General features: G+C 61.7%; 18 protein-coding genes and 1 pseudogene. 12 read left to right on the top strand and 7 right to left on the bottom strand.

Annotation, left to right across the window (positions count from 1 at the left end; all coding sequences use genetic code 11):
* Nucleotides 1–109 precede the first annotated feature (109 nt).
* A complete protein-coding gene (locus CGA22_RS06075; protein WP_003206849.1) occupies nucleotides 110–598 on the bottom strand; it encodes an Lrp/AsnC ligand binding domain-containing protein in 489 nt (162 codons plus the stop codon).
* Between the two features lie 156 nt (nucleotides 599–754).
* On the opposite strand from CGA22_RS06075, the gene dadA reads away from it, so the two are divergent.
* The 6 genes from dadA to CGA22_RS06045 all read left to right on the top strand — a co-directional run bounded on the left by dadA (nucleotide 755) and on the right by CGA22_RS06045 (nucleotide 6896).
* The gene (gene dadA / locus CGA22_RS06070) at nucleotides 755–2062 is read left to right on the top strand and encodes a D-amino acid dehydrogenase (RefSeq protein WP_041023334.1); all 1308 of its coding nucleotides are present in this window, start codon (nucleotides 755–757) and stop codon (nucleotides 2060–2062) included.
* Complete coding sequence (locus CGA22_RS06065; RefSeq protein ID WP_041023333.1) at nucleotides 2034–2387, top strand: RidA family protein; 354 nt, start codon at nucleotides 2034–2036, stop codon at nucleotides 2385–2387. Before dadA ends, CGA22_RS06065 begins: the two co-directional genes overlap by 29 nt.
* Nucleotides 2388–2480: 93 nt before the next feature.
* Nucleotides 2481–3554 carry an alanine racemase gene (gene alr / locus CGA22_RS06060; RefSeq protein WP_188258510.1) on the top strand — a complete coding sequence of 358 codons (1074 nt, stop codon included), beginning with the start codon at nucleotides 2481–2483 and terminating at the stop codon, nucleotides 3552–3554.
* A gap of 128 nt (nucleotides 3555–3682) precedes the next feature.
* Nucleotides 3683–4231, top strand: coding sequence for a cupin domain-containing protein (locus CGA22_RS06055; RefSeq protein ID WP_024780576.1), 549 nt, complete (start codon nucleotides 3683–3685; stop codon nucleotides 4229–4231).
* Nucleotides 4232–4411: 180 nt separating this feature from the next.
* Nucleotides 4412–4825, top strand: coding sequence for a c-type cytochrome (locus tag CGA22_RS06050; protein WP_177329262.1), 414 nt, complete (start codon nucleotides 4412–4414; stop codon nucleotides 4823–4825).
* Nucleotides 4826–4961: 136 nt separating this feature from the next.
* A complete protein-coding gene (locus CGA22_RS06045) occupies nucleotides 4962–6896 on the top strand; it encodes an acetyl-CoA hydrolase/transferase C-terminal domain-containing protein (RefSeq protein WP_041023331.1) in 1935 nt (644 codons plus the stop codon).
* Nucleotides 6897–7004: 108 nt separating this feature from the next.
* Here the strand turns inward: CGA22_RS06045 and CGA22_RS06040 are convergent, their stop codons facing one another.
* Both CGA22_RS06040 and rep read right to left on the bottom strand, forming a co-directional pair.
* Nucleotides 7005–7577, bottom strand: coding sequence for a xanthine phosphoribosyltransferase (locus CGA22_RS06040; protein WP_041023330.1), 573 nt, complete (start codon nucleotides 7575–7577; stop codon nucleotides 7005–7007).
* Nucleotides 7578–7632: 55 nt separating this feature from the next.
* On the bottom strand, nucleotides 7633–9642 hold the full coding sequence (gene rep, locus CGA22_RS06035) for a DNA helicase Rep (RefSeq protein ID WP_041023329.1): 2010 nt from the start codon (nucleotides 9640–9642) through the stop codon (nucleotides 7633–7635).
* Nucleotides 9643–9896: 254 nt separating this feature from the next.
* Between rep and CGA22_RS06030 the strand changes: the two genes are divergently transcribed.
* Entirely contained in the window at nucleotides 9897–11567 is a 1671-nt protein-coding gene (locus CGA22_RS06030; RefSeq protein WP_041023328.1) for a putative bifunctional diguanylate cyclase/phosphodiesterase, read from the top strand.
* A gap of 123 nt (nucleotides 11568–11690) precedes the next feature.
* Here CGA22_RS06030 and CGA22_RS06025 read toward each other — a convergent pair whose 3' ends face one another.
* Nucleotides 11691–13091, bottom strand: a complete 1401-nt coding sequence (locus CGA22_RS06025) for a NorM family multidrug efflux MATE transporter (RefSeq protein ID WP_084213783.1) — start codon at nucleotides 13089–13091, stop codon at nucleotides 11691–11693.
* Nucleotides 13092–13245: 154 nt separating this feature from the next.
* On the opposite strand from CGA22_RS06025, the gene CGA22_RS06020 reads away from it, so the two are divergent.
* The 4 genes and pseudogenes from CGA22_RS06020 (at nucleotide 13246) to CGA22_RS06010 (ending at nucleotide 17823) form a co-directional block, all read left to right on the top strand.
* On the top strand, nucleotides 13246–14166 hold the full coding sequence (locus tag CGA22_RS06020) for a LysR substrate-binding domain-containing protein (protein ID WP_041023327.1): 921 nt from the start codon (nucleotides 13246–13248) through the stop codon (nucleotides 14164–14166).
* A gap of 132 nt (nucleotides 14167–14298) precedes the next feature.
* A pseudogene (locus tag CGA22_RS27380) lies at nucleotides 14299–15426 on the top strand (Cache 3/Cache 2 fusion domain-containing protein); the annotation flags it as partial.
* Between the two features lie 42 nt (nucleotides 15427–15468).
* Entirely contained in the window at nucleotides 15469–16329 is an 861-nt protein-coding gene (locus tag CGA22_RS27375) for a methyl-accepting chemotaxis protein (protein WP_370444525.1), read from the top strand.
* Between the two features lie 279 nt (nucleotides 16330–16608).
* A complete protein-coding gene (locus CGA22_RS06010; RefSeq protein ID WP_041023325.1) occupies nucleotides 16609–17823 on the top strand; it encodes an aldose 1-epimerase family protein in 1215 nt (404 codons plus the stop codon).
* Nucleotides 17824–17829: 6 nt separating this feature from the next.
* Here the strand turns inward: CGA22_RS06010 and CGA22_RS06005 are convergent, their stop codons facing one another.
* On the bottom strand, nucleotides 17830–19323 hold the full coding sequence (locus tag CGA22_RS06005; RefSeq protein WP_041023324.1) for a YifB family Mg chelatase-like AAA ATPase: 1494 nt from the start codon (nucleotides 19321–19323) through the stop codon (nucleotides 17830–17832).
* 199 nt (nucleotides 19324–19522) lie between these two features.
* On the opposite strand from CGA22_RS06005, the gene CGA22_RS06000 reads away from it, so the two are divergent.
* Nucleotides 19523–20800, top strand: a complete 1278-nt coding sequence (locus tag CGA22_RS06000) for a sensor histidine kinase (protein WP_188258508.1) — start codon at nucleotides 19523–19525, stop codon at nucleotides 20798–20800.
* A gap of 10 nt (nucleotides 20801–20810) precedes the next feature.
* Here the strand turns inward: CGA22_RS06000 and CGA22_RS05995 are convergent, their stop codons facing one another.
* Together CGA22_RS05995 and CGA22_RS05990 are read right to left on the bottom strand one after the other, a co-directional pair.
* Nucleotides 20811–22445, bottom strand: coding sequence for a GMC family oxidoreductase (locus CGA22_RS05995; protein WP_041020793.1), 1635 nt, complete (start codon nucleotides 22443–22445; stop codon nucleotides 20811–20813).
* Nucleotides 22442–22984 carry a sorbitol dehydrogenase family protein gene (locus CGA22_RS05990; protein WP_223194685.1) on the bottom strand — a complete coding sequence of 181 codons (543 nt, stop codon included), beginning with the start codon at nucleotides 22982–22984 and terminating at the stop codon, nucleotides 22442–22444. Before CGA22_RS05990 ends, CGA22_RS05995 begins: the two co-directional genes overlap by 4 nt.
* Nucleotides 22985–22988: the final 4 nt, after the last annotated feature.

The following is a 22988-nucleotide window of genomic DNA, read 5'->3' as shown; positions in this document are numbered from 1 at the left end:
GGGAATGCCTCATCGGACGCTCCGCGTTCGGCTTTTCCGGGACGCGGAGCGTCCCTGGCTGCATTCCCACGCGGAGCGTGGGAACGATCTACGCTCCGCGTGGGAACGATCAATCCGGAATCGGCAGGTTCAGGCTCTCTTTCACCTCTTCCATTACGATATAGCTCTTGGACTCCCGCACATGGGGCAATTTGAGCAGAATGTCGCCCAACAGCTTGCGGTATGAGGCCATCTCGGAAATCCGTGCTTTCACCAGATAGTCGAAGTCCCCCGACACCAGGTGGCATTCCAACACGTGAGGCAGTTTCAGCACGGCACGTCGGAATTCTTCGAAGGTGTCGCCGGACTTGTAGTCGAGGCTGATCTCGACAAATACCAGCAGGCTGCCCTTCAGATGCTGCGGGTTGAGCCGGGCGTTGTAGCCCATGATGATCCCTTCGCGCTCCAGGCGCCGTACCCGCTCGGTGCAGGGCGTTGTCGAGAGACCGACCTTTTCCCCCAGTTCGGTGAAGGAGATCCGCCCGTCCGCCTGGAGGATGCGCAGGATGTTGCGGTCGATCTTGTCCAGCTCGCGCTTGGTCTGGGTATTGGTACGCACAGGGGATGCGCCTCCGTGAAAAGGGTTTTTGCCGAGAATTCTCGCCAAATATAGGCATTTATATAGTGAAAAGCACTGCCTATTCTTTTTTACACTGCGCTCATTACGGTTCTGTACAACACACGTCAGCGGTTCACCCGCGATGGGGGCAACAACATGCGCGTTCTGGTCTTGGGTAGCGGCGTCATCGGTACCGTCAGTGCTTACTATCTGGCCCGTGCCGGGTTCGAAGTGGTGGTGGTCGATCGTCAGCCGGCGCCCGCCATGGAAACCAGTTTCGCCAATGCCGGCCAAGTGTCGCCGGGCTATGCCTCGCCGTGGGCCGCGCCGGGCGTGCCGCTCAAGGCCATTAAATGGCTGTTGCAGCGTCACGCACCGCTGGCGATCAAGGCCACCGCCGACATCGACCAGTACCTGTGGATGGCGCAGATGCTGCGCAACTGCACCGCCAGCCGCTACGCCATCAACAAGGAGCGCATGGTGCGCCTGTCCGAGTACAGCCGCGACTGCCTCGACGAACTGCGCGCCGAAACCGGTATTGCCTACGAAGGCCGTAGCCTGGGGACTACGCAGTTGTTCCGTACCCAGGCGCAACTCGATGGCGCGGCCAAGGACATCGCCGTGCTGAAAGAGTCCGGTGTGCCGTTCGAAGTGCTCGACCGCGAAGGCATTGCACGGGTCGAGCCGGCCCTGGCGAATGTCACCGACATTCTGGCCGGCGCCTTGCGTCTGCCCAACGATCAGACCGGCGACTGTCAGATGTTTACCACGCGCTTGGCGGAAATGGCCGTGAAGCTGGGTGTGGAGTTCCGTTTCGGCCAGGATATCCAGCGCCTGGACCAGGCCGGTGACCGTATCAACGGCGTCTGGATCGACGGCAAGCTGGAAATCGCCGACCGCTACGTCCTGGCCCTGGGCAGTTATTCGCCGCAACTACTCAAGCCCCTGGGGATCCGGGCCCCGGTGTATCCACTCAAGGGCTATTCCCTGACCGTGCCGATCACCAACCCGGCCATGGCGCCGACCTCGACCATTCTCGACGAAACCTACAAGGTTGCGATCACCCGTTTCGATAACCGCATCCGCGTGGGCGGCATGGCGGAAATCGCCGGTTTTGACCTGTCGCTCAATCCCCGTCGCCGTGAAACCCTGGAGATGATCGTCAACGACCTTTATCCTCAGGGCGGCGATCTGGCCCAGGCCAGTTTCTGGACCGGCTTGCGCCCGACCACGCCGGATGGCACGCCGATTGTCGGCGCCACCCCGTTCAAGAATCTGTTCCTGAACACCGGCCATGGCACCCTCGGTTGGACCATGGCCTGTGGTTCCGGCCGCTTGCTGGCGGATCTGATGGCGAAGAAAAAGCCGCAGATCAGCGCCGAAGGTCTCGATATTTCCCGTTATGGCAGCAGCAAACTTCAGGAGTCTGCAAAACATGTCAATCCAGCGCCAGCTCACCAATGACCGCATGAGCCAGGTGGTCGTGCACAACGGCACCGTTTACCTGGCCGGGCAAGTCGGCGACGACATGAGCGCCGGTATCGAGCAGCAGACCCGCGAAACCCTGGCCAATATCGAGCGTTTGCTGGACCTGGCCGGGACCGACAAGAGCCGGTTGCTGTCGGTCACGATCTACCTGAAGGACATCGAGGCCGACTTTGCGGGCATGAACGCGGTCTGGGACAAATGGCTGCCCAATGGGGTGGCTCCGGCCCGCGCCACGGTAGAAGCCAAGCTGTGCGAGCCGGAAATCCTGGTGGAGCTGTCAGTCGTGGCCGCGCTGCCTTAAAGCTGTCGAAACGATCCCTCTCCCGGCGCTGTTGGTGGTTCATGCCATCAGCCCGCGCCGGTTTTTTTCATGTCTGCCTAGAAGCCTGCCGTCATGCGTCCTGCCCGTGCCCTTATCGATCTTCAAGCCCTGCGCCACAACTACCAATTGGCTCGTGACGTCACGGGGGCCAAGGCCCTTGCAGTGATCAAGGCCGATGCCTACGGGCATGGCGCGGTACGTTGTGCCGAAGCTTTGCAGGACACCGCGGACGGGTTTGCCGTGGCATGCATCGAAGAAGCCCTGGAGTTGCGGGCCGGCGGTATTCGTGCGCCGGTGCTGTTGCTGGAAGGGTTTTTCGAAGCCGATGAACTGTCGTTGATCGTCGAGCACGATTTCTGGTGCGTAGTGCATTCGTTGTGGCAGCTCGAAGCGATTGAAAAAGCGACGCTGGGCAAGCCGATCACGGTCTGGCTCAAACTGGACTCGGGGATGCACCGGGTCGGCCTGCACCCGCAGGACTACCAGGCCGCGTATCGTCGGCTGCTGGCCAGCGGCAAAGTGGCGAAGATCGTGCTGATGAGCCACTTTGCCCGTGCCGACGAGCTGCATGATCCTAGCAGCACCCGGCAACTGGAGGTGTTTGAAGCCGCCTGCCAGGGATTGACGGCCGAGACCAGCCTGCGCAACTCCCCAGCGGTGTTGGGTTGGCCGCAGATGCCGAGCGACTGGGTTCGTCCGGGCATCATGCTGTATGGCGCGACGCCTTTTGATGAAGCCAACGCCACCGCCTCGCGCCTGCAGCCGGTGATGACCCTGGAGTCGAAGATCATCTGCGTGCGCGAACTGCCGGCCGGCGAGCCGGTGGGGTATGGCGCCCGTTACGTGACTACGCAGACGACCCGGGTTGGAGTGGTCGCCATGGGCTATGCCGACGGTTACCCGCGCCAGGCTCCGAGCGGTACTCCGGTGCTGGTGGACGGCCAGCGCAGCCAATTGGTCGGGCGCGTGTCGATGGACATGCTGTGCGTCGACCTGACGAATATCCCCCATGCCGGGCTCGGTTCGACCGTCGAGTTGTGGGGCAAGCATGTACTTGCCAGCGATGTGGCAAAGGCTGCCGGCACCATTCCCTATCAGATTTTCTGCAACCTGCGGCGGGTGCCGCGGCTCTATTCCGGGGGCTGACGTAACGCAGGATCGACCGAAGGTCGCTTCACCGCGCAGGATTCGGGTCAAAGTGTTGTAAATACTGAACGCTGTCGCCATGATAACGCTCAATTTCCACACAACCTGATCCCCTGGAGGTTCCAGCATTGGACGTCGGTGAACGACTGCAAGCCATTCGTAAACTCAAAGGCCTTTCCCAGCGTGAACTCGCCAAACGAGCGGGCGTCACCAACAGCACCATTTCGATGATCGAGAAAAACAGCGTCAGCCCCTCGATCAGCTCGCTGCGCAAGGTCCTTGGCGGCATCCCCATGTCCATGGTCGAGTTTTTCTCCGAAGAAATTCTCCAGGAGAAGCCGACCCAGATCGTCTACAAAGCCAACGAACTGATCGATATCTCCGACGGCGCCGTGACCATGAAACTGGTGGGCAGGGCACACCCGAGTCGGGCGATTGCCTTTTTGAACGAAATCTATCCGCCGGGCGCCGATACCGGTGACGAGATGCTCACCCATGAAGGCGAGGAAACCGGGATTCTGGTGGAAGGGCGTCTGGAGCTGGTCGTCGGCGCCGAAACGTTCGTGCTCGAAGCCGGGGACAGCTACTATTTCGAGAGCACCAAGCCACACCGTTTCCGTAATCCGTTCGATGTGCCGGCGCGACTGATCAGCGCAGCCACACCGGCCAATTTCTAAGGAAGAGGCGCCAAGCCCGCACGGGCAGCGGCGGCCAGGGGGAAGCTGTCACAACGAACAAGACCCTTGTGACTTTAGGGTTGTTTCAGTGTGACAGGCTTACCGCTATACTTGCGCCCGCCTGCAACCGTGGCCGCAGGCGTGACTAGCCACCATGAGGGTGTACGCGTGAACCTAATTATGAAAATGCTGGCTGCACCAGCAACCGTATTGGCCCTTTGGGCAGTCAGTGCCCAAGCGGCGACCAACGACGAAATCGCCAAGCGCCTCGAGCCGGTCGGCCAGGTTTGCGTTGCGGGAAAGGAATGCAAGGGCATGGAAGTTGCCGTTGCGGCCGGCGGTGGGGGCAAGAAGACACCGGATGACGTAATCGGTAAACATTGCGGGGCTTGCCACACTGCAGGCGTGCTGGGCGCTCCCAAAATTGGTGACAGCGGAGCTTGGGGCGAACGAGCCAAGAAAGAAGGCGGCGTTGATGGTCTGCTGGCTAAAGCCATCTCCGGTATCAATTCCATGCCACCTAAAGGTACCTGCGCCGATTGCTCGGATGAAGAGCTCAAAGGCGCCATCCAGAAGATGTCCGGCCTGAAATAAAGCCAGCATCCTTCAAAAAAGCCGCTTACGAGCGGCTTTTTTGCGCCTTGGAAACGATCACCCAGGGCTGTTCATCGCAACCAAGACCCGGCAAGCTCGGTCCAACCCACATTCACGGAATGACCCGGAGGGTAGGATGGTGCAATTGTGTTCGATCGAGCAGGCGGTGGATGACGTCCTGGAGCGTCTGCCGGCGCATATCCACCTGGGCATGCCCCTGGGGTTGGGCAAACCCAATCTGTTCGCCAACGCGCTGTACCGGCGCATTGCCCAACTGCCCGAACGACAACTGACTATTTACACGGCCCTGAGCCTGGGCCGGCCGAACCTGGGCGATGGTTTGCAGAAGCGCTTTCTCGAACCTTTCATCGAACGGGTTTTTGGCGACTACCCGGAACTCGATTACCTGACCGACCTGCAGCGGGACAGCCTGCCGCCCAACATCCGGATCGAGCAGTTCTTCATGCAGCCAGGCAGCCTGCTGCACAGCGCATCGGCCCAGCAGAACTACGTTAGCAGCAACTACAGTCACGCCGCCCGGGACATCAACGCCGCGGGCTTGAACCTGATCGCGCAGCTGGTGGCGAGCGATCCACAGCACCCGGATCGCCTGAGCCTGAGTTGCAACCCCGACATCACCCTCGACCTGTTGCCGATGATCGAGAAGCGACGGGCGGCGGGGGAAACCATCCTCATGGTCGGCCAGGTTCATAGCGATCTGCCCTACATGCCGGGGGATGCGGAAATCGGTATAGACGCTTTCGATCTGTTGATCGACGAGAAGGACAGTCACACGCTGTTTTCCACGCCCAACATGCCGGTGGGGTTCCAGGATCATTTCATCGGTCTGCACGCAAGCAGCCTGGTGCGTGACGGCGGCACGCTGCAGATCGGTATTGGTTCCATGGGCGACGCGCTGACGGCGGCACTGCTGGCGCGTCAGGCGGATAACGCCGGGTATCGGGCGTTACTGGCGGACCTGAACCTCAGCCAGTGGGCACAACTGATCGAACGCGAGGGTGGGGTCGAGCCGTTTGCCAGGGGGTTGTACGGTTGCAGTGAAATGTTCGTCAACGGTTTGCTGGTGCTGGCGGAGGCCGGGATCATCCGGCGCAAGGTCTATCCCGATGAGCCGACCCAGGAGCAGGCCAACTCGGGTACGCTCGACGAGGCGGCCCAGCCCGACGGCGTCTGTGTCCATGGCGGCTTCTTTCTCGGGCCACGCAGTTTTTACCAGCGCTTGCACGAGTTGCCGCAGAGCCGCCGGCTCGAATTCAACATGACCCGCATCAGCTACATCAACGAGTTGTATGGCCAGGAGCGCCTCAAGCGCTTGCAGCGTCTCGATGCGCGCTTTATCAATACCGTGTTCACCATGACCCTGCTGGGCGCCGGGGTGGCCGATCAGTTGGAAGACGGGCGGGTGCTCAGCGGTGTGGGTGGGCAATACAACTTCGTCGCCCAGGGGCATGCGCTGGAAGGCGCGCGTTCCATTTTGCTCCTGCGCAGTTGGCGGGAGTCCGGGGGCGAAATCAGCTCGAACATTGTCTGGGAGTATGGCCACTGCACGATTCCCCGGCACCTGCGGGATATCGTGGTGACCGAGTACGGCATCGCCGACCTGCGGGGCAAGACCGATGCCGCGGTGATCGAGGCGTTGCTGAACATCAGCGATTCACGCTTCCAGCCGGGGTTGATCGAGCAGGCGCAGAATGCCGGAAAGCTACCGAAGGATTTCCGCCTCGATCCGCGGTTCGCCGACAACACATCGGAGCGCTTGCAGGCAATCCAGGCGCGGCATCCGAATCTGTTTCCGGAGTATCCGCTGGGTGCTGATTTCGACGGGGTGGAGCGGGACCTGCTGCGGGCGCTGAACTGGCTCAAGAGCAAGTTCAAACTCACTGAAATGCTCGAGTTGGGCAAGGCGGCGCTGGATGCCCCCGACCCCTCGTTGTACCCCGAGCATCTGGAGCGGATGCAACTGGCGAGCACCGATGGACTGAAGGACGATCTGTTCCAGCGCTTGTTGCTGGCGGGCCTCAAGGCCTCTGCGCAGCAACAATCAACCTAACCCCCTGTGGGAGCGAGCCTGCTCGCGATGACGAACTACCTGCCAACACTGATGTTGGATGTGCAGGCCCCATCGTGAGCAGGCTCGCTCCCACAAGGGCGATGTGTGTCAGTCGATGAAGGTCACGACCCCACCGGCCAGGGATTTCACCCGCGCCAGGGACTCGACGCGATAGCCTTGGGCATCCAGTTCCGCACGGCCACCCTGAAACGACTTCTCGATCACGATCCCCAGCCCGGCCACGGTGGCGCCGGCCTGTTTGATGATGGAAATCAGCGCCTGGGAGGCTTTGCCGTTGGCCAGGAAGTCATCGATGATCAGCACCCGGTCGCTGCTGGTCAGGTGACGAGGGCTGATGGCCACGGTGCTTTCGGTCTTCTTGGTGAACGAATACACGGTCGCCGACAGCAGGTTTTCCGTCAGGGTCAGGGACTGTTGCTTGCGGGCGAAAATCACCGGCACGCCAAGGTTCAGGCCGGTCATGATGGCCGGGGCGATGCCCGAGGCCTCGATGGTGACGATCTTGGTGATGCCCGAGTCCTTGAACAGCGCGGCGAATTCATCGCCGATCTGCTTCATCAACTGCGGGTCGATCTGGTGGTTCAGGAACGCGTCGACTTTCAGGACCTGGTCGGAAAGCACGATGCCTTGCTCACGGATTTTCTGGTGCAGGGCTTCCATGAAGCCTCCTCTGATGACGCCTTAAGGGCTCTGAAGTCGGAAAAATGGGTCGATTCTAGCGCTTTAGCATGGCGCGTATATCGGCCAAGGCGCTGTTGCCGCGAACGGCTTTCACCTCGGTCGGGGTATCGTCGTTGCCTTCCCAGGCCAGATCGTCCGGCGGCAGCTCATCGAGAAAGCGGCTCGGCGCGCAGTCGATCACTTCACCGTATTGCTTGCGCTTGGCGGCGAAGGTGAAGGCCAGCGTCTGCCGGGCCCGGGTAATACCCACGTAGGCCAGGCGCCGTTCTTCTTCGATGGTATCGGCCTCGATGCTGGAGCGGTGCGGCAGGATTTCTTCTTCCATGCCCATGATGAACACGTAAGGGAATTCCAGGCCCTTGGACGCGTGCAGCGTCATCATCTGCACGCCTTCGGCACCGTCTTCCTCTTCCTGCTGACGCTCGAGCATGTCCCGCAGCACGAGTTTGCCGATGGCGTCCTCGACGGTCATTTCGCCGTCTTCGTCTTTTTCCAGGGTGTTCTTCAAGGCTTCGATCAGGAACCAGACGTTGCCCATGCGGTAGTCGGCGGCCTTGTCGCTGGAGCTGTTGGTGCGCAGCCAGTTCTCGTAGTCGATGTCCGTGACCATGCTGCGCAGTGCCGCGATCGGGTCTTCCCCGGCGCACTGCTCGCGGACCTTGTCCATGAAACGCTTGAAGCGCGCCAGGCGGTCGGTGAAGCGGCTGTCCAGGTGTTCGCCCAGGCCGATTTCGTCGGTGGCGGCGTACATCGAGATCTTGCGCTCGGTGGCGTAGTTGCCGAGTTTTTCCAGCGTGGTCGAGCCGATTTCCCGGCGTGGGACGTTGATCACCCGCAGGAAGGCGTTGTCATCGTCCGGGTTCACGATCAGGCGGAAATAGGCCATCAGGTCCTTCACTTCCTGACGGCCGAAGAAGCTGTTGCCGCCCGACAGGCGATAGGGAACCTGGTGATGCTGCAACTTCAGCTCGATCAGCTTGGCCTGGTAGTTGCCGCGGTACAGGATCGCAAAATCGCTGTACGGCCGGTCGGTGCGCAGGTGCAAGCTGAGGATTTCCATGGCCACGCGCTCGGCTTCGGCGTCTTCGTTGCGGCAACGGATCACGCGGATCTCATCACCGTGGCCCATCTCGCTCCATAGCTGCTTTTCGAACTCGTGGGGGTTGTTGGAAATCAGCACGTTGGCACAGCGCAGGATGCGGCTGGTGGAGCGATAGTTCTGCTCCAGCATCACCACTTTGAGCGACGGATAGTCTTCCTTGAGCAGCATCAGGTTTTCCGGTCGCGCGCCACGCCAGGCGTAGATCGACTGGTCGTCGTCACCCACCACCGTGAACTGGTTACGCTTGCCGATGAGCAGTTTCACCAGCAGGTACTGGCTGGCGTTGGTGTCCTGGTATTCGTCCACCAGCAGGTAGCGAACCTTGTTCTGCCATTTTTCGAGGATGTCGGCGTGTTCCTGGAACAGCTTGACCGGCAGCAGGATCAGGTCGTCGAAGTCCACCGCATTGAACGCCTTAAGTGTGCGCTGGTAATGGGTGTAGACGATGGCGGCCGTCTGTTCCTTGGGGTTGCGGGCGTTCTCCAGGGCTTCGGCGGGGAGCACCAGGTCGTTTTTCCAGGCGCCGATCATGTTCTTGATCTCGTCGACACCGTCGTCGCCCGCGTATTCCTTCTGCATGATGTCGGTCATCAGGGCCTTGACGTCGGTCTCGTCGAAAATCGAGAAGCCCGGCTTGTAGCCCAGTCGCGCGTGTTCCTTGCGGATGATGTTCAGACCCAGGTTGTGAAAGGTGCAGACCGTCAGGCCACGGCCTTCGCCGGCGCGCAGCAGGCCGCCGACCCGTTCCTTCATTTCCCGGGCGGCTTTGTTGGTAAAGGTCATGGCGACGATGTACTGGGCGCGGATGCCACAGTTCTGGATCAGGTGCGCGATCTTGCGGGTGATTACGCTGGTCTTGCCGGAGCCTGCACCGGCGAGCACCAAAAGAGGGCCGCCGACATAGTTCACGGCTTCTTGCTGCCGGGGATTGAGTCGGGACATGACAGGGTCAGGGAGTCGTTTGCGAAAAATGGGCCGGCATTTTAACAGGCTTGGAGAATTGTGCTGCTCTGTCCGACATCAGGCCGTTTCGCTGCCTTGCTGCCGGCATCTGGAGAGGATTGGCGCTGATGTCCGGCCTGGAACGGAAAAAAATCGCCACAAGCCTGCATTTGAGAACTATTGGCACTGGTCATTGTCGGTCGGCAGGTCATAATGCCCAGCGCCTACCCCCTTGCAGAGTCTACGGAGTCAGCTTGTCCACGCCTGTCGAACCCTTGCGTTTGCTGTTATTGGCCGAAGAGCCTGAGTGGTCAGCGATATTACGCGAGTGCCTGGCGCCCATGGCGGGCTCGGTCGTGTTGATCAGTGCCCCGACCTGGGAGTCGGTCAGCAGCCTGTTCGAAGACAACCGCAACGCAGTATTGCTGACGGTCGCAGCCTTGCAACCGGCGCCCGGCCGTTGCCATCTGCCGACCGTCCTGCTGCTTGAACACGAGCCCGCGACGTTACCCGACGGCGCCAGCGACTGGCTGGTGCGTGACCTGCTCGACAGTGCGACCCTGCGCCGTTGCCTGCGCCATGTACGTGAACGCGGCGTACTGGAAAACACCTTGCAACGTCTCGCCGAACAGGACCCGTTGACCGGCATTGCGAACCGCCAGGGATTCCAGACCTTGCTGGTGGCGCGCCTGGCTGAAAGCGATGGCCGCGGCCTGGCGCTGGGTCATCTGGACCTGGACAACTTCCGTCACGCCAACGATGCCCTCGGTCATCAGGCCGGTGATCGCTTGATCCTGCAGGTGGTATCGCGCCTCAAGGGGGCACTCGAAGCCGGCGATCAACTGGCACGGCTGGGCAGCGACGAGTTCGCCTTGCTGATCGATACCCGCCGGGCACCTCAGCGGGCCGAATGGATGGCAGAGCGCATCACGCAAGCCATGGCTGAACCCTACTGGGTGGACGGCGAAAGCCTGCTGATCGGCTGCAGCCTGGGCATCGCCCACGCTCGGGCCCAGGCGGGTGCCGATCCGCTGATGTGGCATGCCCACATCGCCATGCAACAGGCCAAGAGCACCCAGGGCTGCACCTTTCATGTCTTCAACGAGCGCATCAACCGCAACGCCCGCAGCCTCGCTGACCTGGAAAGCGAACTGCGCCGGGCGCTGCGTCGCGACGAGCTGGAGCTGCATTACCAGCCTCGCTTGGACCTCGAGAGTGGTCACATCGTCGGCCTCGAAGCCCTAGTACGTTGGCGTCACGGTGAGCGCGGGTTGCTGCCGCCGAGTGAATTCGTACCGCTGGCCGAGCAGAGTGGCCTGATCGTCCCGCTGGGCTACTGGGTGATTTCCCGTGCGCTGCGGGATATGCAAGCCCTGCGCGAGCGCGGGCTGGCGCCGCTGCACATGGCGGTCAACCTGTCGTTCCGGCAGTTCCAGGACAGCCAGTTGCTGTCGACCCTGAGCCGGTTGATCGCCGAGCGGGGCGTCGAAGCCCAGTGGCTGGAATTCGAGCTCACCGAAACCGCGGTCATGCGCCGCAGCGAGCTGGTCAAGCAGACGATGGATGCCCTCGGCCGGCTGGGGGTGCGTTTCTCCCTGGACGACTTCGGCACCGGATTTTCCTCGTTCGTGCACCTCAACAGCCTCCCCATCGCCCTGCTCAAGATCGACAAGAGTTTCGTCGGCGGCATGGAGCAACGCGAAGAGAACCGCAAGCTGGTGCACGCGATGATCAACCTGGCCCACAACCTCAACCTGGAGGTGGTGGCCGAAGGAGTGGAAACCCGCGAGCAACTGGACCTGTTGCGCGGCTTTGGCTGCGATCAGGTGCAGGGCTTCCTGATCAGCAAACCGTTACCGTTGCCTGAACTGGTGGAATACCTGACGTTCGATGGTCATCAGGCAGCGCGGGACGTGGTGGTCTGACCCCAACCCTGCGGGCTGACACAATCCCCGTGGGAGCGAGCCTGCTCGCGATAGCGATCGATCAGTCAAGATCGATGTATCAGACATACCGCTATCGCGAGCAGGCTCGCTCCCACAAAGGTTTCATTCAGTCTGGACGATCTCGAAACCCTGTTGTCCCGGCTCGCCCCTGATCATCCGCTTCATCTTCCCTTCGAACGCCAACGTCAGGCTCACCGCCGCGCAGGCCAACCCCAGGGCCAGTCCCCACCAGACGCCGGTCGGTCCCCAGCTCAGGTGAAACGCCATCCACCAGGCCGCCGGCGCGCCAATCAGCCAGTAACAACCCAGGCCCACCAGGAACGTGGTCTTGGCGTCCTTGAGCCCACGGATGCAACCCATGGCGATGGTCTGCGTGCCGTCGAACAGTTCGAACCACGCCGCCACGGCCAGCAGGCTCACCGCCAGCTCGATCACTGGACGGAACGCCGGGTCGTTGTGGTCCAGGAACAAACCGATCAATTGATTCGGCAACAGCCAGAACACCATGGCGAAAGCCAGCATCACCGCAGCGCCGAAGCCAATGCCGACCCGCCCGGCGAGCCGGGCCATCAGCAGTTGTCCGGCGCCGTAGTGCTGGCCGATGCGCATGGTGATTGCGTACGACATCCCTGCCGGCACCATGAACGCCACCGACACGATCTGCAGGGCAATCTGGTGGGCCGCCAACGGCGTGCTGCCCATGGTGCCCATGCACAGCGCGGCGAACGCGAACAGCCCGACTTCCACGGCATAGGTGCCGCCAATCGGCAGACCCAGGCGCCACAGCTCCTTGAGGTATTGGCGATTCGGCCGGAACAAGCCCTCAAGCAGCGGGTACGCGCGGTATGCCGGATGCCGGTGGATATGCCAGGCCAGCGCCAGGGCCATGCAGCTGGCAACGATGGCAGTGACCAGGCCGATGCCCATCAAGCCCAGTTTCGGCAGCCCGAACATACCGGTGATGAGTGCGTAATTGAGCAGGAAGTTGGCCACCGTGCCGCCGAGGCTGATCACCATGACCGGCGTGGCCCGGCCGATGGCGCTGGTAAACCCGCGCAGGGCCATGAAGCTCAGGTAGCCGGGCAGGGCAAACGGCAACACCAGCAGGAACTGTCCGGCGGACAACACGTTGGTTTCGGTCTGGCCGAACATCAGCAATACCGGCTTGAGGTTCCACAGCAACAACCCGGCGCCCAGCGCCATCAGCCAGGCCAGCCACAACCCGGCCTGGGTCAATCGGGTGGCCCCCTCGATGTCGCCGGCGCCGTGACGGATCGCCACCAGCGTGCCCACCGCCGCGATCACGCCGATGCAGAAAATCGACACGAACGAATAACTCGCCGCCCCCAGGCCACCGCCGGCCAGGGCTTCGGGGCTCAGGCGCGCCATCATCAGGGTGTCGGTCAGGACCATCAACATGTGCGCCAACTGCGAGGCAATCAACGGCCCCGCCAGCCGCAGGATGGCCCGGAGTTCGGTACGCACAGGATGCTGCATGATCATCACGCTCCATGTTCAAACGAGGCTGTAAAGCGACGATTCTCGGCGCTTGCGACGCTTCGCACAAAAGGATAAAAACGATGGCAGACATGATTAAAACTCATGTATGGAATCTTTCTGTTAGGGTGTGTGAAACCCATCCCTGGAGCGTCTTCCGATGTCGCGTCGTCTTCCACCTCTTTATGCGCTGCGGGCATTCGAAGCGGCGGCGCGATACAGCTCGTTCACCCGGGCCGCAGAAGAGTTGTCGATTACCCAGAGTGCGGTGAGCCGCCACATCCGCACGCTCGAGGAGCATTTTGCCTGCCGGCTGTTCCAGCGCAGCGGTCGCAATCTGCAATTGACCGAAGCGGCGCGGTTGTTGCTGCCAGGCATACGCGATGGGTTCATGGCGTTGGAACGGGCCTGCCATACGCTGTCGGGTGAGGACGGCATTCTGCGCATGAAGGCCCCCTCGACCCTGACCATGCGTTGGCTGTTGGCGCGCCTGAGTCGCTTCCGGCATTTGCAGCCGGGCAATGAGGTGCAGTTGACCAGCGCCTGGATGGACGTCGATTCGGTGGACTTCAACACCGAGCCTTTCGATTGTGCGGTGTTGTTGGGCAACGGACATTTTCCTGCGGATTGGGAGGCCAGTTTCCTGTTCCCCGAGGAGCTGATCCCCGTGGGCGCGCCGAACCTGTTGAACGATCAACCGTGGGATGTGCAGCGATTGGCCAACGCCGAACTGCTCCATCCCACGCCGGACCGTCGCGACTGGCGCAGTTGGCTGGCGCGCATGGGCTTGTCCGACAAGGTCTCGCTCAAGGGCGGGCAGGTGTTCGATACGCTGGAGCTGGGCATGATTGCAGCGGCGCGCGGTTACGGTGTTTCCATGGGCGACCTATTGATGGTGGCTGAAGATGTGGCCCAAGGGCGCTTGAGCCTGCCGTGGCCGACCGCCGTCGCCAGTGGCGAGCATTATTACCTGGTCTGGCCGAAAACCCGCCCGGGAGGTGAACGTTTGCGTCGGCTCAGTGATTTTCTGCAAGGCGAAGTCAAGGCCATGCTTCTACCCCAGGTGGAGCGTCTTGGCTGAAACGTTGCAGTACGAGTGGTGGCAGCTTGATATTAATCCTTGCTGGCCGCTCAAGTATCCGGCTTTGCGGCCGAACCCGTGACATGGAACCCTCGTTCAGAAAGGGCAAAACATATACCTACCTTGAATAAAATGCCGAGCGTGCGACGTGATCAGGATGATCCGGTGTCTCGGCCAGGAGCCGTCATGTCTCAACCCCGTGCCCGGATCGCCTCACAGCTAGGCCTTGCCCTCGCCGTGATATTGGCGATCGTGATCTCCGGCAGTACCGTCTTCGCCTTGCGTTCGCTGGACGCTGCCAACCTCGCCACTCGTGAAGAGCATCTGGCCAGTGAAGCGCGTCTGATGGCCGATCAGCTCAATACCTTCCACGGCACCTTGCGCGAGAGCACCCAGCGCTTGGCTGGCCTGTTCGAAAAGCGCTTCAGCGCGGGCCTGAACGTGCACCCGGACCAGCCGGTTGCGGTGGCAGGCGTACAGACGCCGAGTCTGAGCCTGGGTAGTGAGGTGCTGAACAACAACTTCAAGGAAGTTGACGAGTTCAAGCAGATGACCGCCGGCACCGCCACGGTGTTCGTGCGCAGCGGCGACGACTTCATCCGCGTCAGTACGTCGGTGGCCAAGCAGGACGGTTCGCGAGCCATTGGCACCGTGCTGGATCACGCCAGCCCGGCTTACGCCCGCTTGATGAGTGGGCAGAGCTATATTGGCCGGGTCCTGCTCTTTGGCCGTTATTACATGACCCAGTACAGCCCGGTTCGTGACAGCGGCGGCAAGATCATCGCCGCGCTGTACGTGGGGTTTGACTACACCGATGCGCAGAATGCGCAGTTCGAGAACCTCAAGCGCTTCCGCATCGGCAAGACCGGCTCGCTGGCCCTGTTGGATGAACAAAACAAATGGTTGGTGCCGCCGGCGGGCGTCCAGGCGCTGGATGCCGCTGTCACGACCATCGTTGGCCTGGTGAAAGAGCCGGGCAAGGGCGCGTTCTGGAGCGACACCGCCGAAGATTTCTACAGCGTCGCCGTACCGTTCGAAGGCGGACCGTGGGCGGTGGTGGCGAGCATGCCCAAGGCCGAGATTCGCGAGGTGACCTGGAGCGTCGGTACGCAACTGGCCATTGGCAGCCTGTTAGCAATGCTGTTGGCGGTCGGCGCGGCGATGTGGCTGCTGCGCAGCAAGCTGGCACCTCTGGGCGATCTGGTGCGCCAGGCAGAAGCGCTGGGCGCCGGCGATCTGAGCGTTCGCCTGAACGTGTCGAGCCATGATGAAATCGGCCAACTGTCGCGAGCCTTCAACCAGATGAGCCAGGCGCTGTCGACCATGGTCGAGCATATCCGCAAGGCCTCCCAGGAGGTCAGCAGCCGTGCCCAGGCCCTGTCCGGGTTGTCCAGCGGTGCGTATGAGGGGATGGAGCAGCAGTCCGGCGAAATCACCAGCATGGCCGGCGCGGTGGAAGAGTTCAGTGCTACCTCGTTGAACATTGCCGACAACATGGGCAATACCGAGCGCCTGGCTCAGGAAAACGCCCAGCAGACGCGGATCGGTCGGACATCGATGGATGAAGCGTCTTCGTCCCTGGAACAGATTGCTGGCGCGTTGAACAGCACCGCCACGGTCATCAACACCTTGGGCCAGCGTTCCCAGGAAATCGGCGGGATCGTCGGCGTGATCACCTCCATCGCCGAGCAGACCAATCTACTGGCCCTGAACGCCGCCATTGAAGCCGCCCGTGCAGGCGAGCAGGGGCGTGGTTTCGCCGTGGTGGCGGATGAGGTCCGTAGCCTGGCCTCCCGTACCCGTCAGGCCACTGACGAGATTTCCAGCATGATCACCAGCATCCAGCAGGAAACCGGCAACGCCATCAGTACGATGGAACAGGGCAACCTGTTGATGCAGGAAGGCCTGTCGCGCAATGCCAACGTAGCCTCGGCCCTGGCGCGCATCGACGAGCAAAGCCGTTCGGCAGGCCAGCAGTTCGCGGCGATCACCACCGCCACCCAGGAACAAAGCAGCACGGCGACCCTGCTCAGCAGCAACCTGCAAAGTATCGCCATGGCCAACAGCGAACAGCGCGAAGTGGTCTCGAACCTGGCGGTCACTGCCAAGGAACTGGAAAAACTGGCGCAAGACTTGCGCCAAGAGGTCAACCGGTTCCGCTGAGTCCCTTACAACCACCGCAGCAGGCCCGCCCCAGATCATTGTGGGAGCGAGCCTGCTCGCGATGGCGTCGGCACAGGCGACATCTGTGCAACCTGTGAGTTATTGCAATCGCGAGCAGGCTCGCTCCCACAGGTTTCGGGTTTCAACCACCAAGGCTTCAGCCTCCCCGGCTTTAATTTCCTCCAACGTGCTTTTTTAAGGTTATTGCCGTTTTTAAGCTTGCTGAAACGTTTCTTCAAGTCTATAAAAACCGCACAACTCCAATAAAAGGCCAAGTCCATGACTCCGCTCAAACTCCTTGTTACCCTCGGCGCCCTGGGCGCTGCTTCCCATGCCATGGCCTGGGACTATGTCCTGCTTGATACCGATAAAGCCGCTCAACCCTGGCAGATCACCAGTCAGCAGCTCGGCGTAAAGACCGACAAACCCTTTTCCGTGACGATGCGCACCCTGCATGGCGGTCGCCAGGAAGGCGTCAGCATCGTCGACATCGACAACGGCACCATGAAGCTTTCGGTCGTCCCCACCCGGGGCATGAACGTGCTGCAGGCGTCGGTCGGGAATGCGCGGATGGGTTGGGACTCGCCGGTCAAGGAAGTGGTCAATCCGGCCTTCATCGAACTCAACGGTCGCGGCGGGCTGGGCTGGCTCGAAGGTTTCAACGAGCTGGTCACCCGTTGTGGTTACGAGTGGGTGGGGCACCCTGGCATGGACAATGGCGAACTGCTGACGCTGCACGGTCGCGCCGCCAATATCCCGGCCAACAAGGTCACCCTGCACATCGATGAAAAAGCCCCTTATGCCATTACCCTGAGGGGCGAGTTGAAGGAGCAGGCTTTCAAGAAGGTCGATTTTTCGGTGCAGACCGAGCTGGTCACCGAACCTGGCAGCGTAACCTTCGCCCTCAACGACACGTTGACCAACAACGGCGACTATCCGAAGGAATACCAGGCGCTCTACCACAGCAACTTCAGCACGCCGTTCCTGGAACAGGGCGCCCGTTTCGCCGCGCCGGTCAAGCAAGTCTCGCCATTCAATGACAAGGCCAAGGGCGATCTGGCCGACTGGCAAACCTACCGGGCGCCCACCAAGGATTACGACGAAACCGTCTATAACGTGGTGCCTTACGCCGACGCCAAGGGCGACACCCTCACCGTACTGCACAACAAGGCCGGTAGCCTCGGTGTGTCCGTGGGCTTCAACACCGCAACGCTCCCCGTGTTCTCCTTGTGGAAAAACACCGACACCCAAGGCCAGGGTTACGTGACCGGGCTGGAACCGGGCACCAGTTTCTCCTATAACCGCCATTACCAGCGTCCACTGGGCCTGGTGCCGTCCATCGCGCCGAAAGAGCAGAAGCACTTCCAGATCCATTACAGCCTGCTGGCGGACAAGGGCGCCGTGGACAAGGCGCTCAAACGCATCGGTGAGATCCAGGGCGAACGCAAAACCGAGGTGCGAAACACACCGTTGGTGGACCTGAGCAAACCGTGACACGGTTCAAGCCGTAGCAGGACGATACTGCAAGGCTTCAGCCAGGTGCTCCCGGCTGATACGGCCCGCCTGCTCGAGGTCCGCCAGCGTCCGGGCGACCTTGAGCAGGCGATGGGCGGCTCGCAGCGACAAAGTCAGCCGCTCGCAGGCCGTTTCCAGCCACGTTTCATCGGCTGTAGACAACGTGCAATGCCGACGCAAACCGGGCAGATCCAGAAACGCGTTGGCGCAGCCCTGGCGCGTCTGCTGGCGTTCACGGGCTTCGGCCACCTGTTCGGCCACGGTGGCCGTGTCCTCACCCGATTCGCGCCTGGGATTCAGCGCCGTGGCTTCCCGCGCGACCGTCAGGTGCAGGTCGATGCGATCCAGCAACGGGCCTGAGAGCTTGTTGCGATAGCGCTGCACCATGTCGGGTGTGCAGGAGCACCGGCCGCTGGGCTCGCCAAGGTATCCACAAGGGCAAGGGTTCATCGCCGCCACCAGCTGGAAGCGCGCCGGGAAGCGCACGCGATCGCGGGCGCGTGACACGACGATGTAGCCCGATTCCAGTGGTTCCCGCAGGACTTCCAGGACCTTGCGGTCGAACTCCGGCAATTCATCCAGGAACAACACGCCATGGTGGGCCAGGGTGATCTCGCCCGGCTGCGGTTTGGAGCCTCCACCGACCAGCGCCGGGCCGGATGCCGAGTGATGGGGCTGGCGAAAAGGCCGTTGCGGCCAATGGCTCAAGGGCACGCAACTGGCAACCGACTGGATCGCCGCGACCTCCAGGGCCTCGCTCTCGGCCAATGGCGGCAGCAATCCCGGCAGGCGACTGGCCAACAATGTCTTGCCGGTACCAGGCGGTCCGCTGAACAGCAGGTTGTGCGCTCCGGCGGCAGCGATCAGCAAGGCGCGCTTGGCCCCGACTTGGCCTTGCACTTCATTCAGGTCGGGGTAGGGCTTGCTGGCCGAGAGCAGTCCGTTCGAAACGAAAGGCTCGACTGGAGCGTGGCCGTTGAAGTGCGCCACCACTTCAAGCAGATGGTCCACGGCAATCACTTTCAGGCCCGACGCCAGGCAAGCCTCCTCGGCATTCGCCCGTGGTACCACCAGCATCCGTCCGGCCTTGCGCGCCGCCAGCGCTGCGGGCAATACCCCGCGCACCGGTCGCACGGCGCCGGACAGTGCCAGCTCACCGAGGCATTCCACATCGTCCAGTGTCAGGGTCGGCACCTGCACGCTGGCCGCCAGGATGCCCAGGGCAATGGCCAGGTCGAACCGTCCGCCGTCCTTCGGCAGATCCGCCGGCGCCAGGTTCAAGGTGATGCGCCGCGCCGGGAAGTTCAGTCCCGAATTGATGATCGCGCTGCGCACCCGGTCCTTGCTTTCCTTCACCGCCGCCTCCGGCAAACCGACCATCGTCAGTGACGGCAAGCCATTGGCAAGATGGACCTCAACGGTAACGGCGGGAGCCTCCACCCCCACCTGGGCGCGGCTATGGACGATGGCGAGCGACATGAATCGTTCCTTGAAAGGGATGAAAGTCCGCATCCTGCGGTGCTTGAAGGTTAGTCGTGGGTAAGTGCGTCGGCGCGGCAAATGATGAGCGAAATCTTGGCAGGATGTTGCAGGTGGAATGGCGGCCTGGGAAATGGGGACACTGGCCTCTGCTAGACTGCGATTTGTGGCAATTCAATGGCTCAGGGAGGAAGCGGCCATGAACGATCTGCTGGCGCTGTTGACCGATAACCGCTTCATGCCCCATGGACATTGCTACCTGTGGCGCCCGGATCTGCTCTGGACCAACGTGATTGCGGATGGGTTGATCACGTTCTCCTACGTCACCATTCCCTTTACGCTCATCTACTTTATCCACAAGCGCAAGGACGTGCCTTTCGACTGGATGCTGGCGGCCTTTGGCGTCTTCATCCTGGCCTGCGGGACCAGCCATGTGATGGAAATCCTGACCATCTGGCAACCCTACTACTGGCTGTCGGCGCTGGTTAAGGTGATCACCGCGATTGCTTCGGTGATTACCGCCATCCTGCTGGTCCGGCTGGTGCCGGCGGCCCTCAAGATTCCCAGCCCGCAGCAAATGGCCCGGGTCAACGACGAATTGCGCGAGGCCCAGGCTGAACTGGTCACCACCGCACGCCGGGCCGGTATGGCGGAAATCGCCACCAACGTGCTGCATAACGTGGGCAACGTGCTCAATAGCGTCAATGTGTCGGCCCAGGTCCTGTATGACAAAGTGCATACGTCCAAAGGGCAGGGGGTCGCCAAGGTTGTTCAATTGATGAAGGAGCATTCCGATGACCTCGGCGACTTCTTCAGCAGCGATCCGAAAGGTCGCGCATTGCCGGACTATCTCGGCAAGCTGGCCGAGTCGCTGGCCATCGAGCAGCAGAGCATGATCAACGAGTTGGCGCAGTTGACCAGGAGCATTGACCATATCAAGGAAATCGTCGCCACCCAGCAGTCCTATGCCGGGAACTCCAGCGTGTTGGAGTCGGGCTCGTTGCGAGAGTTGATCGAGGACGTGGTGCGCATCTGTCATGTGTCCCTGGCCCGCCATCACGTGACGCTGGTCAAGGAGCTCGACGACATCCCGATCATGGCGCTGGATAAGCACAAGGTGCTGCAGATACTGATCAACCTCATCAACAATGCCAAGCAGGCGCTTGATCCGGTCACGGATCGTCCATCCCGGATCACCCTGCGCCTGAAGGCGGTTGACGACAAGCGCGTGCGGATCGAGGTCGAGGACAACGGCGAAGGTATCGCCATGGACAATCTCCCCCACCTGTTCGAACACGGCTTCACGACACGGGTCGATGGCCATGGTTTCGGCCTGCACAGCTGCATCCTGGCGGCCCATGAACTGGGCGGCGAGCTGACGGTGCAGAGTGGAGGCCCGGGTAAGGGCGCGCTCTTTATCCTGGAATTGCCGCTCGCCTCCAGCCAAGACCAGCCCCAACGAGCGGCAAGTGGTTGAACGAGTCCGACTACACCTCCTTCAGCAATTGATCGGCGATCCGAATGCTCAGGGCCGCACCGGTCAACGTGGGGTTCACGCAGGACGATGACGGCATCACGCTGGTGCCGGCAATGAACAGGTTGGCGTGGTCGTGGCTGCGGCAGTCACGATCGACCACCGAGTTCTTCGGGTCGTCGCCCATGATGGTGGTGCCCATGATGTGCTGGCGGTTCTGGAAGCCGACGTCGGTGCTGACAATGTCGGCGTCCAGCAGATGGGCGAACTGCTTGAGGTCCTCCAATGCTTTTTCCTTGCCGGCATGCCAGTAGTCCGGAACGCTGTAATAGATTTCCGGAACCGGCAGGCCAATGGCGTCGAAGCGGGTCTTGCTCGGCGTGACGCGGTTTTCCGGCAGCGGCAACGTTTCGAAGTCCACCGCCCAGTTCAAGGAGCGCGCCGACTGCAAGCGGATCTGTTGGTCGAGCTTGGAGCCCAGTACGCCCTTGGCGATCAGGTTGGTGGTGATCTGTGAAGTAGGCACCGTGTTCCTGACCTTGATCTTGTAGCTCGGGTAGTCCTTGCGAAATGCCCCATCGCGGCTGTTGAGGTATACCAGCAACTGGGTCGGTCCTTCGCCGGGCCACATGTCTTCCTTGGTCATCACGTTCATGCTGACGCCGGTGTGGTCCATCAGGTTGCGACCGACCTGGTCGGACGAGTTGGCGATGCCGTTGGGGTACTTTTCGGACGTGGACATCAACAGCAGTTTCGGCGATTCGATGCCATAGGCCGCCAGTACGAAGTAGCGGGCGGTCAGGCGATGCTGGCTCTTGTCCGGGCGCATGTACCAGATTGCAGTGATCTTGCCATCGTCACCGGCCTCGATCTTGTACACCACCGAGTTGTCCAGGACCTTGGCGCCATGGCGCTCGGCTTCATCGATGTGCATCGATCCGTCGTACTTGGCGGCAATCGGGCACACCGGATTGCAATTGTTGTTGCCGGCGCACGGTGGGCGTTTGCCATAGGGGCGGGTGGCCCGGCCATTGGGTTCGAGGATCGGGTTGTAGCCGCCCTTGCTCAAGAGGGTCGAGAGGCGCTTGAACATGTAGCTCGGCTTCAGGCCTTCCATCGGATACGGGATCGAGCGCGGTGGATAGGCCGCGCCGCCCTGGCCGCTTTCATCCTGGCCGTCGACGCCGGACACCCCAAGCTCGGTCTCGGCACGGGCATAGAAGGGCTCCAGCTCGTCGTAGCTGATCGGCCAGTCGCGCCCACGCCCGTAAAGGGAATGGAGGCGAAAGTCGTTGGGCAACATGCGCCATAGCGATGAACCGAAATGCCAGGTGGTGCCGCCGACCACGCGCAGGTACGAGGTGTTGTACTTCACCGGTCCGACCTGTTGCAGGTAGTCGCCGTAGGTGGAGGGCGCATGGGGCAGGCTCGGGTAGGGCGAACCTGCGCCTTGCAGCTTGGCGTTGGCCAACGACAGCTTGACCGGCGCATTGCGGAAGGTCTCGACGATGTCGCGGCGGTTCACCCGCGGACCTGCCTCCAGGACGATCACGGATTTGTTGGCCTTGGCCAGGCCGGTGGCGATCAAGCCGCCCATCACGCCGGAGCCGATGACGACCACATCGGCGTCGTAGACAACGCTGCTCATAGTTTGAAGTCCTGAGTATCGGCTGGCTTGGCGCCCCAGGAGTTGGGGCCGCCACCATAGGTTGGGATGATGAGAATGCCGTGGGTCGGGCGATACATCAGTGATTCGCGGTAGCTGATCAGCTCGGCATCGGCGAGTTCGCCAACGATGCCCAGGTACCAGGCCGAAATGATGCTGGTCGCGGTCGCCTTCAGCGACGGATCCGGATTGGCCTGGGCCAGGTATTCATCGACATGCTTGAAGCCTTGCCCATCGATCAGTTGCTTGAGGGCGGCAACGTTACCGCTGAAATTCGGCGCGCGACGGCTCAGGGCGCGGTAGTAGCGCGCCGCCAGGACCGGGTTGACCGGGCGGCTGACGAGAAATTGCGACAGGGCGAGGAAGTCCTGGTCGCCCTCGGCCATGGCCAGCACCGATTGCCAGGGGCCGAGGCCACCGACCAGGGCCGCCAGGCCCAGGGTGACCGAGCCGCGCAGCAGGCTGCGGCGCGATAGCCGGTCAGTCGGCGCGGATGAAACGGGCAGGTGCTTGTCAGTCATCGAG

Origin of the sequence: Pseudomonas sp. PSB18, from assembly GCF_014596565.1 — a bacterium.
Taxonomy (GTDB): Bacteria; Pseudomonadota; Gammaproteobacteria; order Pseudomonadales; family Pseudomonadaceae; genus Aquipseudomonas.
This window is presented reverse-complemented; position numbering and strand designations above follow the sequence as displayed.